Origin of the sequence: Acinetobacter sp. YH12068_T, assembly GCF_024606005.1 — a bacterium.
GTDB classification, from domain to species: Bacteria; Pseudomonadota; Gammaproteobacteria; order Pseudomonadales; family Moraxellaceae; genus Acinetobacter; species Acinetobacter amyesii.
In genome coordinates, this window is sequence record NZ_CP094555.1 from 2,234,298 (window position 1) to 2,249,754 (window position 15,457).

Below are 15,457 nucleotides of genomic sequence, written 5' to 3' on the forward strand. Positions count from 1 at the left end.
AAAACCATAAACATGGACCGCCTTAAGGGGCGGTTAATAAACAAGATAAAACATCTAGGAAAGGTGCAGATACATGTCTTACCAAACCTCTATCCATTTTGATCCAACGGCTTTGCTGATAATAAAAAATGAGGTTGATAACTCAATCAAGTTAGTCGAATCAGCAGTCAGCACCTTAGTTGAAGATCAAACTTTACCTTTCGGGATTGATGATGCACTGATTCAATTTGAACAATGTGCTCAAGTACTAGCTTTAGTTGATATGCCAAGTTTGGCAAAAATCGCTCAATATTCAGCAGAGTTAATGCGCAAGATCATGGGGAATCCTGCGCAAATTAACACTCAAGATGTCATCGCACTGAGCGAAGGCACGACCATGCTGAAACGCTACATCGAATTTATCTGCCTACGTGAAGTTAAAATTCCACAATTCCTGCTGGACAGTCTTAATCGTCTAGAACTGTCTTTGGGTAAACCTCTAACGTCGGAAGGCCAGCACATTGAGTCCCTACTCGATTGTATTACTCCTGACTTTGACCTACCTCAAGCTCCTGCACTTGAAAAATCAAAATACGTTCACCGTCTGTATAAGTTGGCGTTGAATAAATTGATTAAACAAGAAGAAACTGAGCTGGATCTGCAAGCGATTAAATTGGTCGGTGCGTATTTAGCAGGTCTTTCAGACAAACATCCAAGCAAACAATATTGGAACTTGATTTTTGTTGCGTTTAATCAAATTGATCAAATCTTAATTACCGATGCTCGCTTACGTACCTTGGTGAGCATTGAGCGCAATATGGCTCAATATTTTGCAGGAACTGAGCGCTTTAAAGCATCCATTTCTGATTTAGCCAATGTCTTAAGTCTAAACATTAGCCAAGAAGATGACATTTCTCATCATATTCGTGGCAAATTAAATATCGGTGAAGACCTTCTTACCGACACCCAATTGCAAGTTTTCAGTCGTCATTTATATGGTCCTGACTTCGACACCATGCATACCATTGGTGAATTGGTTACGACTGAAATGACGCAAATTCGTAATGATATTGAATTTAACTATCAAAATATGACGCCTGAAAAAACCCAAGAACTTCAAGCGAAATTAAACGAATTGGCAAATATTTTCAAAGTCTTGAACTTAAATGAAGCGTATAACGACCTGTCGCGTCAAGCTGCGTCATTAGGTAATGCTGAGATTTTACAAGATGAAAGCTTTGCCCAGCAGTTGATGAACAATATCTTGTCTGCCATGAACTCGATTGGTGTGCTTGAGCGTCATCACACTTCTAGCCGCTTACAACTTCGTGTGAATAATATGAATATTTCACTCGACCGTTTAGATGAAGCACACGCTGCTCTGTTAAATGAGACCAAGGTTTTAATTGATGCTGCTAGCCAATCTTTGGTTCAGTATTTACAAAACCAAGATTTGACACAACTTGAAGCGACTGCAACTCAATTCCGTGAAATTGGTGGTGCGATGTTGTTCCTCAATGCAGATGCGGCTCAAAATGCGCTGAATTCAACAGCTCAATTCATTTTGAAACGAGTTGAATCTTCAACAGCGATTGAAGCAAACGAAGTGAATCAAGCATTAGATTCATTGGCAAGCGCAGATATGTTGATTGACAATTTAAAGAACAAACAACCTGTTTTACAGGGCATGTTTAAGGTAGCATTGGACAGTAGCGAAAAACTGAAATCAGCAGCAGCCTAATGTCTAAATTATCACTTGCGTATATCTTCAAACAACAGCAATTGCTGGTCGATGAAAACTTTCAACTTCCCGAAGTTGAACAACTCGCAAGTGATTTAAATATTGGCACGGGTGATCAAGTGATTGCCCGTGATCTACTTGAAAATGAGCCAATTCCTGAAGGCTTACAACTCATCCCTATTCGTCAGCTTTTACAACTTTGGAATGTTCAGCAATTTGAACAAGCCAGCCGTGCTATTCAACTCTTAGAATGGCGCCGTAATCATAAATTTTGTAGCCACTGCGGTACTGCAACTCAAGTCCACGCCACAGAATATGCTATGGTTTGCCCTGCTTGCGGCTATCACCAATACCCTCGTGTCAATCCTTGTGTCATTACCGTCATTACCCGTGGCGAAGATGAAATTTTATTGGCAAAAAATGCAAAAAATGTCCGTGCCATGTATGGATTGATCGCAGGTTTTGTTGAAGTGGGTGAAACTCTAGAAGAAGCAGTTCGTCGTGAAACTGAAGAAGAAGTTGGGCTGAAGGTCAAAAATATTCAATATTTGGCAAGCCAACCTTGGCCCTTCCCAAGTAATTTAATGATCGCCTTTAAAGCAGAATATGCTTCAGGTGAGCTTCAATTACAAGAAGAAGAAATAAGTGATGCGGCTTTCTTTAAATTTGATGCATTACCTGAAATTCCGTTCAAAGGAAGTATCGCCCATTCGATGATTATGCATGTCATCCATGGGTCTGCTGTTGCAGATGACACCGAAGCATGGTTATAAGTAGCTATTTTTAGTAAATAAATCATGCAATAAAAAAACCGCCATACTTGGCGGTTTTTTATTTTCAATCATTTAACCAAAGACATTAAGGTGGACTAATTTCATCGAGTACACGCATGATTTCAGCTTTGGTTTTAAAGAAGCGACTAAATAAACTCGAAACTGAACCAATCATCGTGATGTGCCCAACACGTGGGATTTGAATCAACTGACTGTGGTTGCCTGAGGCTTTTAATCGACGATCTAAATCTTCACTATTGCTATAGCCAACGATATTGTCTTTGTCCGCAGTGAATAGATAATGCTTCACTTGATTATGCTCAACAAAATAATATGGCATCACTTGTTGATAAGGTACATTTTGATCAAAGGCATCTGCACAAATCGGATCACCTTTATAGTCAAAATGATATGGCCCTGCCAAACCTACGATTGCACGAATATTCTCTTTCACTTGCAGCTGATATGGCGTCGGATGATACAGTGCAGACATGACATTAAATGCCCCAGCCGAATGTCCCATTAACACTACATTTTCCACTTCAATCTGCAACTTATGCTGAGACTGCGTCAAATAGTTTAATGCAAGGCTAAGGTCATCAATTGAAGCCGGAAAAATATATTCAGGTGCGAGATGGTAATTGATGACCGCAACATCGAAACCTTCTTTTGCAAAAGCTTCACCAATGAACCCATAATCCTTTTTATCACCATGCATCCACGCTCCACCATGTACAAACACGATGAGTGGACGTTGCTGACGAGGTGCTGACGTGCGATACAAATCTAGGCGATGTCGCGCTTTTAGACCATAAGGGATATTGTTTTGAACACGATATCCTTGTTTGGGTGTCAGTCGATTTAAGGCATAACTGCCAAAATCATACAACCGAAAATCTCGGTATAAGGATTTAGCTAACTCCAGTTTTTGCTGGAGTTGCAGAGACCATTGATTCATATTTTACAACATCAATTCCGACATTTTATTGAGCATTTGGATCGACAGCATTCGGATCTATCGCAACTGGGGTTTGTACTTCAGGTTGCACATTGCCTACAGCAGGTGTGGTATAACTTGAGTTAATCGAACGTGCCTGTGGATTTGGGTTCTGATCAATATTATCGATTAAAGTGACAATTCGCGTTACATTACCCACTTGTTGCAAGATTTGATTTAAGTCTGTGATTTCCGCACTGTTTAAACGGCCCATCACATAAAGAACAGCATCTTCAGTATGAATGTGTACTTTGCTGTCAGATACCACAGGCGCTTTCATAATCAAACCACGGGTATTCGCAGTGACCGCAGTATCTTGCATGATCGTGCTATAGCTGATCTGATTACCCACTGTAATATAGTTATGCACAGTTTTGACATCACTCATTGAACGAACATTTTCTTCTGCCAATTCTTTCAAATGATTATCTGGCACTTGCCCAGTCAATAAGACATTGCCATGAAAACTTTCAATATTGACACGTGACTGTTTAAAACGAGTATCTAATTTATATAAGTTAATTTTTGCTGTTCGAACAATGGAAGAGTCAATAAAAACTTGTCCCAATGAGCGTGCGCCGCTTTCAGTTCCTACAGGTGCTGATCCTGTTCCATTCGAAATAAAACTCGCACAGCCAGATAAACTTGCGACACAAAGCATCGTTATTGCAATACGCTTAACCACTCAGCACGACTCCTAAAATTTCCACACGTATTTTTCTATGCATTTACACAGTTTGTTTTATCAAAGATTAATCAACTCTTGATCAAAAGTAAAAGCATTTTCAATCCATTGCTGATGATACGGGTATTTAGAAAAGTCTTGCTGTAGTGTTTTTGCAAAGTGTTGATAAAAATCAAAACAAATTGCATCAAAGCGACAATAATAATTTTGATAATGTGACTGTTCATTTAAAAAATGCAACGCAGTCTTCATCATCTTACGTTGTTTGTGAATAGAGATACTTTCAACGGCTTGAGCATAACGGGTATTCGAACGGGCTTTAACTTCGATAAATACCAATTCTTGACCACGTGCGACGATCAAATCAATTTCACCATAACGACTATGATAATTCTGTTGCACCTGTACATAGCCTTGCTGCTCAACCAAACGCAGTGCTTGCAGTTCTGCCCACTGCCCTAGATTCATCTGTCCGAAATTCAACTGCTCTAAGTTTAGCTGCATCGTTTTATCCCTAAAGTGAGATTGCCACGATGCCTTTTTTACTTCGCTCATAGCAGTGAGGAACACGCTGAATATTGTTTTGACTAATTTTGATTAGTCCTGTTCGTCCTTGAAACTCAATGCTTTTTAACTTCGGTTCTTGCAAATATTGTTTTGCGATATGCCATGTGTCTCCGCCAAAAGCTAAAAGACGTTGATATGGCATATCTACTGGGTTTTCCTCATAAGCTCGGATCAGGTCAGGCCAACGCGCGTCATGCAATGCAGGTGCATCACAAAATTTCAGCCCTACAGGAATGGGCTTTGTGGCTTCAATCGCATTGGCGACGCTATATAGTTTTGTTTTAGGTAGTTTTTTTTGACTGTTTATCCATCCATTATTGCCTAGCAACAGCACCCCTTGATTTTTGTCTAGCTTCGTTGGGAGTTGTTCAACCACTTGAATAGGTACTGAACTTTGGCTGATTAAGGACATGAGCAGTAATTCATGTTCTGCCTCAGTTGCGGGCTGACGTAACACTAACACTTGCGCTAATTTGTCTTTTTCGAAGACTTTTTGAAGTGCTAAAGCATCATCACGTTTCGATAGACTGTACTGCCAGACGTTTGGAATTTGGCTCGTCGTTTCATTTAAAGCCAACACGCGGACTTTAGGCTTTGCTTTTACAAGTGCTTCAACATCTTGGCGTGCTAAAGGGCCAATCACCAATTGAGTTTTTTTATTTACCTGTTGCTTCAATATCGCTGCAATTTGCTTTTGATTTGAATCTACAAACTTAATGGGCACTTTGTAGTCTGACGATTGATATGCGCTATTGAAACCTTGCTTAATACTGGATGCGGCTCGCGCCATAGGGCCAGATTCAGGTAGAATGACCAAGACGTCTGCCTGTGCAGCAGTAAACAGACTGCTTAAAAGGCAAAGACCCAAAATTTTGTTCTTATTATCCAACATGGAGAAACCTATGAGTGCTCAGTTATTTGTTGTTGCAACTCCAATCGGGCACTTAGATGATATTAGTTATCGTGCAATTGAGGTATTGAAGTCGGTTAAAATTATTGCCGCCGAGGATACACGAACTTCCGCACAATTACTTAAACATTTTAGTATCAATACACCTTTAACCGCCTGCCACGACCATAACGAAAGTAACAAAATAGACCAGCTGATTGAACGCCTCGAAAAGGGTGAAAATATGGCGCTAATCAGTGATGCAGGCACGCCATTAATCAGTGATCCTGGCTTTAAATTGGTTCGAGCTGCACAAGAAAAAAATATTCGTGTCATTCCTGTGCCAGGTGCCTGTGCTGCCATTGCTGCTCTCAGTGCTGTCGGCCTACCCAGTGACCGTTTTAGTTTCGAAGGCTTTTTACCTTCTAAACAGTCACAACGTCTTCTAGCACTTGAAAAACTGAAAGACGAAACCCAAACCATGATTATCTATGAAGCGCCGCACCGTATTGTGGATTGCCTAAAAGATATGTCGAATGTCTTTGGTGCAGATCGTCCTGTGGGCTTTGCACGTGAAATTACCAAAACATTTGAAACTATTAAAAAAATGTCTTTGGGTGAATTGGTTCATTTTGTCGAATCTGATCACAATCAGCAAAAAGGCGAAATCGTTTTGGTGATTGGTGGTGCCACCGAAGAAAAAGACCTAGAGCAAGAAAAGTTAGACAAATTGCTAACACGTTTACTTCAAGATTTGTCCGTTAAAGCTGCCTCTCAATTGGCTGCAGATTTAACTGGGATTAAAAAGAAAGTGGCCTATCAACGTGCTTTAGAGTTAACCCAAGCGAACGATTAAGCTTAATTTTTTCTTTTAATTTGAACCGCTTATGGAACCTACGGGTTCCATAAGCTATTCCTTACAATAATTTAAATAGAATGAAAAAAGTTGCTTATAACATGTCCATAAATCTGTCTGTCAAAAAACCGCTGGTATTCATTCTCTTTAATCTGGTTTGGCTCACGGCCCTTGTACATATTATTTTTACTGGCATTCAACCCTATCCGCACTATATTAGTGGCGAGCAAATGACGGCCGATCATAGCGCGATTGCGATGGTCTGTGGATATTGTTCCCTCTATTTTGTAGTCGGTAATTTACTGAAACTGAGCCAATTTTGGGATAGGCATCGCTATTGGGCTTATGTCGTTTTGAGTGCGGTATTACTTTTTCAATCTTTTGTCGCTGCTGTGGCGGCCATGCATGCACCGCCGTATATTGCTGCATTTATTATTAATTGTATGTTTTTGCTTTTACTGCATTTTGTGTTCTATCCTATTTACGCGATCAGTCGTAAATATATGAAGCCAAAGACGGCTTGAAGCGACTTCACATCTTATTAACGACTTAACTTCTTGAGCAAACATGCTACAGAGTTAAGAACTGAATGACATGCATCCTCGCACAAGCGAATGAAGCAAAAAAAAAACACCACATGACGTGGTGTTTTTTCATTTTTAATCTTTTGCCGATTCGTCTGGAGGGACTTCGGTAATACGACCACCACGCGCTAAGAACGCAGCAACTTCATCTTCAAGCGCCTGACGTTGTTTTAGTTTTGCAGTCACTGTTAATGTTTCAGCTTCAGAGGTGTCACCATCAGAGGCAGAATCAGCTGCGTCACCTGCACCTTTTTCAGCTGCTTGTGCTTCATCTTCATCAACTACTGAATCTTCTGGATCATCATAATCGTTCATATCAGTCATTGTGTTCTCCCCGCGAATGACTTCTGTTTGCCAGCGAATGGCTGGTTTTAAATTAACAGAAATTTAGCAATCTCTGAGCATTTCGACTAGTACCCACAATCAAAAAATCGTATCTTTTTTAATCAAAATCGTAACCTTGTTTATACGACTGTCTAAAAAATATCAGACTTTGACCTAAGCTGCGTAGATTGTCTCTTTTAAAATACTCAGACCATTGGCTTGAGCCATAAACGCATCTTTTAGAACAGTCTGATTTTCCACTTGTTTTAAACCAAAGTTTCGCGCCCACACCACAGGTGAAAAAGTGGTGGTTTCTAACCAACCAATCGCGGACATACTATGCATCATGGCATCGTTTTGCCCTTTACGACGGTGTTCATATCGCTTCAAACTTTGTTCATGTGCCCACACACCCCGTTTTTTATCGGTCAAAAGCACATCGCAAAGCACTGCTGCATCTAAACAACCAATATTCACGCCTTGTCCTGCAAGCGGATGAATCACATGGGCCGCATCACCAATCAACGCCAGACCATCATGCACATATTGCTGTGCTGCTCGCGCTTTCAATGGAAATTTAGCACGCGGTGTTGCTTCTAAGACCTCGCCGAGCATGTGATGGCTTTCTCGAGTGAGCAACGCAGTAAATTCCACATCGGATAAAGCGACATATTCATCGGCATAATCATCTGGTAAGGTCCACACAATGGATTGCCAATAACCGCTTTCTTCTTTTTTCAGACTCGCCATCGGCAAAAATGCCAAAGGCCCAGTTTCTAAGAAAATTTGACGCGCTACATGCTGATGCGGTTGGGCGGTTTTAATTGCACAGCTCACACCCGCCTGTTTATAGTCCAAGACATCTAGATCGATGAAAGCTTGTTCTCGGACAAATGAGTTTGCACCATCTGCTCCAATCACCAGTTTTGTTTTGAGCTGGGTACCATCTGCGAGGTGAATGATCCATACACCAACGCCACGCTCAACTCGACTGACCTTGACTTGGGTTCGGTAGTCTTCGAGTTGTTCTAGCATTTTTTCTTGAATAGCTAAATTCAAAACACTTGGTTCGACCATTGAACCTAAAGCTTGCTCAACTGATGGCGTTTGCTCTGTAGCATGGCCAAAATTGATTTCGCCATAGCCATTTTTATTCCACACCTGCATGCCTGTATAAGGCTGCTGACGAGCAAGCTTTTCCCAAACACCCACGGTCTTGAGTAAATGAATAGTGGCTTGACTGAGCGCCAAAACTCGAGGATTCGCAATACTTTTGGTTTTTTCTGCATCCAATATAGGTGCCGCATCCAATACCGTAGCCTGCACACCGCCCTGCGCCAATAACAATGCCGTTAAACCACCGACCAAGCCACCGCCGACAATCACAGCATCCAGTACATCTGTTTGATTGAAACTCATGCTTTTAGCCCCATTGCATAATTCGCGACCAAAGGCTTGATACCCGGAATGGTGTCAAAGGCAACTAATCCTGTATTGCGAATGAGTTTTAAAATTGGATTCTGGTTGCTAAAACCACGTACAACTGAATCACAGAATTTAATCACCCGCTGCTGATCGGTCAGGCGCGATTTTTCATAATCCAGCAACATAGCTGCATCACCCAAATCTGCACCTTGGGTACTTTGCTCTGTTAAATAACGGCGCAGTACATAGGCATCACGCATACATAAGTTAAAACCCTGACCCGCCACTGGATGAATGGTATGTGCAGCATTGCCCATCAGCACTACACGGCCGACAGCTTGTTTTTCTGCAAGCACTTGGGATAATGGGAAGCTGAAACGTTTACCCGTTTTTTGGAATTTACCTGCACGGTCGCCATAAGTTTCTTGTAAGGCATCTAAGAAGTGCTGATCATTTTCATCACCCATCCACTCGCCTTCAGTTCCTTTAGGAACAGGCCAAACCACTGAGCGGCGGTATTCACCCGGAAGTGGCAATAGCGCTAACGGGCCAAGTGGACTAAAGCGCTCGAAACCGACATGAGCATGCGGTTTAGAGGTTTGCACCGTAGTGACAATCGCCACTTGGTCATAGTCATGTTCTGATGCGCCAACGCCTAGGGCTTTGCGGCAGAATGAATCACGGCCATCTGCGGCAATCACGATTTTAGATTGTAGTTTGAGCTGTTCTTCAGCACGCTGTGCTTCTATATATGCAAAGTCTGCATCTTGCGTCAGTGAAGTCACTTGTACGCCATCAATTAATTCGATTAATGGTTGTTTTTTGACTTCTGTGAGCAACACACGACCGAGCCATGCATTTTCAATGACTTGTCCAAAGCTTTCGACTTTTTCTTGTTCTGCTTTGAGTCGTGCCTTACCAAAACTGCCTTGCTCTGTAATATTCACCTCTAAAATAGGCGTGGCATGTTCTTGCAAAGCATCCCACAGACCAAGTTCTTGATAAATCTGCACCGTACGGCGTGACAAGGCGCTGTTTCGCGCATCAAAACTAGAGTGATAAGGCGCAAGGTTTGCATCATCATAATTTGGGTATTTAATGGCTTCTAAAAGTTTTACGCCAATTTTGGCTTTGGCCAACATGAGTGCCAGACTTAAACCGACCATACCACCACCGACAATGATGACTTCTTGCTGCATGCTTACTTCCTTTTTTATCAAGTATTCGAATTTAGGAAATTCACTCGAAATACATATAATCTGTAATGGATTTTATCTTACATCAAGGGCATGATTTTTTATAATGAAATACAAATTTGTTGCGGGTATTTGCACTGAATAAATACAAAATAAATCATCTCTCGCCGTAAATATTCATCTTTAAAAAAAGAGAAAATCACAATAAAAATGACTAAGTCCATCAGAATCAACCATCATTTGCGTAAATCAGCGTCATTTGAACATGTCATGTTTTGATGCATTCAAAAGGATGATATCAAGCTAACAACCTGATGATCAGCCTTTAGCCATTGCTCAATTAGTTGAATAAGTGATTGCAGCTGCAGAAACCACTTATGTTACACCATTCGGTTTAATGAGCTTTTCATTACACAACATTTTCTGGATATATTCCGCAGCAGAATATATCCAGAAAATGTAATTTTTGTTGTGTTATTGGCGCCTTATCCTAAAGTTGATGCACGTACCAAGCTTTAATTTGAGTTAGGTACAGAGCAACTCTAAAGCGATGTCGAGCACTATTATTCAAACAGGTTTTAGCGCCAACTTTACCTTGGCATGGTGTGAAAATACTATGGCGCAAACCTTAGAAAATACGCTGCAAACCAATAATTGAGAAAGATTTACCCACCAAGCTGAGTTGTAGATTCATACCGATGTGACTGAGACAGCGAAAAAAAATCAACAAACAAACATTAGTGAATGGCTGTAATTATGATTATATGCACCCGAGTGTATGGTCAAATATGCTATAGATCTGATTTCACATGCTGAATATGCTGAACCGGCAACCGGACATTTGGCCGTATATGAAAAACCGGAAGAGTTTTTAAAATTAGCGACTGAGTTTTTGCAAAAATCTTAATGTTTGAATGAAGTAAAAAGCCGATCAATAGATCGGCTTTTTTTATATTTATTTAATATTTTCCATGATTTGGTCAAAATATTGCGCTCATGTATTCAATTTATTTTCATTGCTATAGATAAAGATATAGAACACAAAAGACAGAAATGATCTCCTTAATACGGAATAATTTAAATGAATGGCTTAAGCATTAAAATGCTGGATTAATTTCTGCAATCGAATTTCTGCATCTTGATTAAAAGCATTCGCCGCTTGGTGATACCAGCGTTTCGCCATCTTTAAATCTTGAGCTGCGCCATTGCCTAGCTCATACATTAAGCCAATTTTATAGGGAGCAATTGCACAGCCTTGTTTTGCCGATTGCTTGTACAAGTTCATTGCTACATTATAATCTTGATCAAGAATTTCGCCCTTTTCATATATTTCAGCAAGAGTCGTTCTTGCGTTTATATTTCCCTTTTCCACTGACTGATTCAGTAGATCTAAAGCGATATGAATATCTGTTTTAAATGGCTTTTTGAACAACAGCACGGCTAACTTCAGCATCGCTGCATCATCACCCTGATCAGCCGCTTTTTGATACCATCCTTGTGCTGTAACATCATTTTTTTCGACGCCGCATCCCGTTTCATACATTTCACCCAATTTAATTTGGGCTGCAATATCCCCTCTTGAGGCTAAACTCAAATAATCATCATAAGTACGCTGATTGTTATACTTAAACTTTATTTTCTTTACTGGATTATAATCACTATCAAAGATTTCAAAACCGACATAGTTTTTAAAGAGTTCAATCAATAACTGCCGAACCAATTGAGTATGATAAATTAAATGATCCTTTTCGCTAAAATAATAATACTGATAATAGCTTTCCAAATCTTGATTGATTTCTTCTTTTAAACTGTTTAAATCAGTCGTCCATTTTTTTTGAACTTTGCCATTTTCAACATATTCGTATAAATACCTTGTTGAAAAGTTTAACCATTCCTTTTCAAAATCTTGTCTTTCTCCATCCATGTAAAGTTCCTCTTCTTCCGCTTGAATGACACATCTGATTTCTACACCCTCTTTATAAAGCGCATAGCTATAGCTTGAATTTGTGTCTGCAAAATCAAAGAAGATCATCCATTTCATCGGCAACTGACTGCTTAGCAAACTGCTCCATTTTTCAGGTTCAGTAAAAGCAAAATGTGCTAATCCGGCACTATTGATACAAACAATATGATCCGTCAGCCACTCTATATCTAATGCAGATTTTGAGTTTTCTTCAAAATAAACCAGCCAATCATTTACCAGTCTTTCAATATCCTGTTGATTGCCATTAAAGGGAATAACCACCCCAGCTTTTCTAACGCCCATAATTATGATTAAAATAAAAAATTTATACGATTAATTTAAAAAGACTTATATCTAATTTTTGTAAAAACTTAACATAATAAAATCAACTACATTGCTAATTAACCTTGTCTATATGACTAGTATTTATAAGACTGCTTGTAGATAAAAAAAGCCGATCATTTGACCGGCTTTTTATTTCGTAAATTTTACTTTGCCATCAAGGCTTCAATGTCTTCCACCGACTTGACCACTGCAGCTGTTAAAACACGTGGACCTGCTTTAGTTACAGCCACATCATCTTCAATACGAATACCGATACCACGCCATTTCGCATCAACGCTTTCATCATCAGGCGCAATATAGAGCCCCGGTTCAACCGTCACAACCATACCTTCCTCATAGGCACGCCATTCACCCTCTTGTTTGTATGAACCGACGTCATGCACATCCATACCAAGCCAATGACCCGTACCATGCATATAAAACTGACGGTAAGCTTCTTTTTCAATGATCTCGTCAATATCTCCTTGCATAATCCCAAGATCCAATAAACCTTGAACTAAAATACGCACTGCAACGTTATGTGGTTCTTTATAAGAGTTGCCGATACGCACCGCATCAATCGCCGCAATTTGTGCATCAAGTACGATATTATAAAGTGCTTTTTGTTCAGGGCTGAATTTACCGTTGACTGGGAAAGTACGGGTAATGTCTGAGGCATACAGCTGATATTCACATGCTGCATCAATCAGTACCAAATCACCATCTTTGAGTTCTTTGTCATTTTCCACATAGTGCAAAATACAGCCATTTTCACCGCCGCCGACAATGCTGTTATAGGAAGGCACACAGCCATTTTTACCAAAGACATAATTCAGTTCTGCTTCTAGTGCATATTCCATCATGCCCGGTTTAACCGTTTGCATGGCACGAGTATGCGCTTCTGCTGAAATATCCGAAGCAATTTGCATCAATTCAAGTTCATCATCAGACTTATGCAAACGCATTTCATCAATGATGCGATCTAGTTGAATGACTTGAGCAGGCGCACTTGCACCCTTACGTGATTCACCACTTGCAGCCGAAATCCACTGCGCCACACGAGCATCAAAATCTGGTTGCTGCCCAATACGGTAGAATAATTTATCTTTATTTTGTAATTTTTCTAAAATTTCTTCGTCTAATAAATCAATGGCATAAGCCTCATCAGCTTCATAATCTTCTACAGCCCCATCTACACCCGCACGGTAGCCATTCCAAATTTCCATTTCACGGTCACGTTCACGGCAGAACAAACTATAGCTATAACCTTCTTCTTCGCTATCAAAGGTTTCAATCACTGCAACCGCTTCAGGTTCAGCAAAACCTGTTAAATAAAAGAAACTACTATCAGCTCGAAATTTATAATCTGCGTCGCGATTACGCATGGCTTCTTTGCTCGTTGCAATAATTGCAATACTACGTAGTCCCATTTCACCCGCAAGGATGTCTCGACGTTCTTGAAAATCCGCTTGAGTTAATTTCTTCATTTAAATACTTCTTATACCTGCTAGCTGATATTGTTTAAATTTTGATTCAATGGAATATGAATCTCTCAATCTATGTGAGGAATGTATAAAAACACGTAACACCTCACATAGATATAAGCAAAATTAATGCCTTAGCATGGACGATGTGGGGTGAACATTTCAACCACATTACCCACTTGAGCCGATGAATTTTTAGCGCTTAGTTGTAGCAACGGTGTTTCTGAAACATCAACTTTGGTACGTCCCATAGAAAGGCTCACTGGGATTAAACGAACAAATTCGTATAATTCCTGATAGCTTTCTTCACCTTCTTCATCATCATCTGAATCTTCAAATTCTACTGAAGCGACATCCTGTAAATGCTCTATCAATTCTTGTTCATTGGTGCGCAGATGACCTGCCGCTAAACCAAAACCAAGAACAACACCTGCACACCAATCTGCCAAGGCTTGCACACGCTCACCTAGCAAGTGATCATCATCTGGTAATAAAGGAAGATAGTCGAGTTCATCATCTGAAAGTGAATGAGCTACATCTTCTGCTTCTTCAGTCAACAATGCCACCGCATCTTCGTCTAATTCAGCTACATCAAGCGTTGCTAAAATTTGTTGCCACTCTTCACGACTCGGGGGTTGTGACACACAAACTATACCAGTGAGTAGACCATGTAACTCACTTGGGCTTGAAATTTCTTCAATTTTAGAAAAATTCTGGGACCAATCTGACCAACCTGAAATATCGTCTTGCATTCGCTTATCCAATCTCTATACTTCGTATATATTACCTTTGTTTGCAAGACTGTGCGACTACGTTATGTTAGAAGAATTACAGCGTCTACAAGCGCATATTAGCGTTTTAAAAAAGCGACTGGCGCAATTTGAAAGCGAAAATAATGCCCTACAAGATGAGAAAAACTCGTCTGATGAGCACCATCACGCTCAAATTGTACATAAGAACGGTATTATCACCTCCAAACAAGAAGAAATTGATACGCTGAATGAGCAATTAACTGATTCACGTGCTCAACTTCAACAGCTGAATACTGATGCAACTGCTTTGGCTGACCGATATAGCCGTCTTGAAAAAAGCTGTACTGATCTAAAAAATCGTTTTCAAGAAATTTTGGCAGAACGTAATGAGCTACGTATCGTTAAAGAAAAGATGCAAAATGAACAGCGTCATGCTCAACAAGAAATTCAAGGTTTGCAGCAAGAACGTGAACGTTTATTGCAAAAAAATGAACATGCCAAAGCAAAAGTTGAAGCGATTATTCAACGTTTAGCTATTTTAGGTACAGCTCAAGATCAACATGCGCAAGAAATTCAACAATTGGCACATCCGACTGAAAGTAATGAGGAAGTTTGATCATGAGTGAACAAATTGCAGTTGATTTAAAAGTTCTAGGTCATAGTTTCCGTTTAGCAACTACTTCAGACCAACAAGCCGATTTAGAACGCGCAGCACAATTACTGAATGACAAATACGATGAATTTCGTCGTAAAGCACCACGTATGGAACCGAGTAAGCTGATCATTATGGTCGCACTTGAATTAATGCAAGAAGTCCTGTCAATGAATAAGAGTTTGCAAGAATATGCAAACTGCGAACTTTTGTTGCAAAATATTTTGGAACAAGTTGAAGAATTGACTGATTAATCGGTGGTTTAG

At 40.1% G+C, this 15,457-nt stretch carries 17 protein-coding genes; 7 read left to right on the forward strand and 10 right to left on the reverse strand.

What is annotated here, in order from left to right; all coding sequences use genetic code 11:
- Positions 1-73: 73 nt before the first annotated feature.
- Positions 74-1,720, forward strand: coding sequence for a chemotaxis protein (locus MST18_RS10775; RefSeq protein ID WP_180133663.1), 1,647 nt, complete (start codon positions 74-76; stop codon positions 1,718-1,720).
- On the forward strand, positions 1,720-2,493 hold the full coding sequence (nudC, locus tag MST18_RS10780) for an NAD(+) diphosphatase (RefSeq protein ID WP_180011997.1): 774 nt from the start codon (positions 1,720-1,722) through the stop codon (positions 2,491-2,493). The genes MST18_RS10775 and nudC overlap by 1 nt, the downstream gene beginning before the upstream one ends.
- An 85-nt stretch (positions 2,494-2,578) precedes the next feature.
- Here the strand turns inward: nudC and MST18_RS10785 are convergent, their stop codons facing one another.
- Genes MST18_RS10785 through MST18_RS10800 form a run of 4 tightly spaced genes read right to left on the reverse strand, consistent with a single transcriptional unit; the run spans position 2,579 to position 5,634 of the window.
- On the reverse strand, positions 2,579-3,451 hold the full coding sequence (locus MST18_RS10785; RefSeq protein ID WP_180133664.1) for an alpha/beta hydrolase: 873 nt from the start codon (positions 3,449-3,451) through the stop codon (positions 2,579-2,581).
- A gap of 25 nt (positions 3,452-3,476) precedes the next feature.
- On the reverse strand, positions 3,477-4,175 hold the full coding sequence (locus MST18_RS10790) for a BON domain-containing protein (RefSeq protein ID WP_180133665.1): 699 nt from the start codon (positions 4,173-4,175) through the stop codon (positions 3,477-3,479).
- Positions 4,176-4,235: 60 nt separating this feature from the next.
- Positions 4,236-4,643, reverse strand: a complete 408-nt coding sequence (locus MST18_RS10795; protein ID WP_180133678.1) for a YraN family protein — start codon at positions 4,641-4,643, stop codon at positions 4,236-4,238.
- Positions 4,644-4,689: 46 nt separating this feature from the next.
- Positions 4,690-5,634 (reverse strand): penicillin-binding protein activator, encoded by a 945-nt coding sequence (locus MST18_RS10800; protein WP_180011993.1) that lies wholly within the window; start codon positions 5,632-5,634, stop codon positions 4,690-4,692.
- A 10-nt stretch (positions 5,635-5,644) separates the two neighbouring features.
- On the opposite strand from MST18_RS10800, the gene rsmI reads away from it, so the two are divergent.
- Positions 5,645-6,487, forward strand: a complete 843-nt coding sequence (gene rsmI, locus MST18_RS10805) for a 16S rRNA (cytidine(1402)-2'-O)-methyltransferase (protein ID WP_078189168.1) — start codon at positions 5,645-5,647, stop codon at positions 6,485-6,487.
- Between the two features lie 101 nt (positions 6,488-6,588).
- The gene (locus tag MST18_RS10810; protein ID WP_180008940.1) at positions 6,589-7,011 is read left to right on the forward strand and encodes a hypothetical protein; all 423 of its coding nucleotides are present in this window, start codon (positions 6,589-6,591) and stop codon (positions 7,009-7,011) included.
- A 135-nt stretch (positions 7,012-7,146) separates the two neighbouring features.
- Here MST18_RS10810 and MST18_RS10815 read toward each other — a convergent pair whose 3' ends face one another.
- From MST18_RS10815 to ubiH, 3 genes are all read right to left on the reverse strand, one after another.
- Positions 7,147-7,395, reverse strand: coding sequence for a hypothetical protein (locus MST18_RS10815; protein ID WP_078189169.1), 249 nt, complete (start codon positions 7,393-7,395; stop codon positions 7,147-7,149).
- Between the two features lie 174 nt (positions 7,396-7,569).
- On the reverse strand, positions 7,570-8,814 hold the full coding sequence (locus tag MST18_RS10820; protein ID WP_180133666.1) for an FAD-dependent monooxygenase: 1,245 nt from the start codon (positions 8,812-8,814) through the stop codon (positions 7,570-7,572).
- Positions 8,811-10,019, reverse strand: coding sequence for a 2-octaprenyl-6-methoxyphenyl hydroxylase (ubiH, locus tag MST18_RS10825; RefSeq protein WP_180063193.1), 1,209 nt, complete (start codon positions 10,017-10,019; stop codon positions 8,811-8,813). Before ubiH ends, MST18_RS10820 begins: the two co-directional genes overlap by 4 nt.
- Positions 10,020-10,794: 775 nt before the next feature.
- On the opposite strand from ubiH, the gene MST18_RS10830 reads away from it, so the two are divergent.
- Positions 10,795-10,923, forward strand: coding sequence for a hypothetical protein (locus MST18_RS10830; protein ID WP_257223716.1), 129 nt, complete (start codon positions 10,795-10,797; stop codon positions 10,921-10,923).
- A gap of 183 nt (positions 10,924-11,106) precedes the next feature.
- Here the strand turns inward: MST18_RS10830 and MST18_RS10835 are convergent, their stop codons facing one another.
- The 3 genes from MST18_RS10835 to MST18_RS10845 form a co-directional block, all read right to left on the reverse strand.
- On the reverse strand, positions 11,107-12,282 hold the full coding sequence (locus MST18_RS10835; RefSeq protein ID WP_180133667.1) for a tetratricopeptide repeat protein: 1,176 nt from the start codon (positions 12,280-12,282) through the stop codon (positions 11,107-11,109).
- Between the two features lie 185 nt (positions 12,283-12,467).
- The gene (gene pepP, locus MST18_RS10840) at positions 12,468-13,790 is read right to left on the reverse strand and encodes a Xaa-Pro aminopeptidase (RefSeq protein ID WP_180133668.1); all 1,323 of its coding nucleotides are present in this window, start codon (positions 13,788-13,790) and stop codon (positions 12,468-12,470) included.
- Between the two features lie 131 nt (positions 13,791-13,921).
- Positions 13,922-14,539 (reverse strand): UPF0149 family protein, encoded by a 618-nt coding sequence (locus tag MST18_RS10845; protein WP_180133669.1) that lies wholly within the window; start codon positions 14,537-14,539, stop codon positions 13,922-13,924.
- A gap of 64 nt (positions 14,540-14,603) precedes the next feature.
- Here MST18_RS10845 and MST18_RS10850 point away from each other — a divergent pair, with 64 nt between their 5' ends.
- A complete protein-coding gene (locus MST18_RS10850) occupies positions 14,604-15,155 on the forward strand; it encodes a hypothetical protein (protein WP_078192940.1) in 552 nt (183 codons plus the stop codon).
- A gap of 2 nt (positions 15,156-15,157) precedes the next feature.
- Positions 15,158-15,445: a cell division protein ZapA gene (locus tag MST18_RS10855; protein ID WP_168378082.1), complete on the forward strand. Its 288-nt coding sequence runs from the start codon at positions 15,158-15,160 to the stop codon at positions 15,443-15,445.
- The last annotated feature ends 12 nt before the right edge of the window (positions 15,446-15,457 follow it).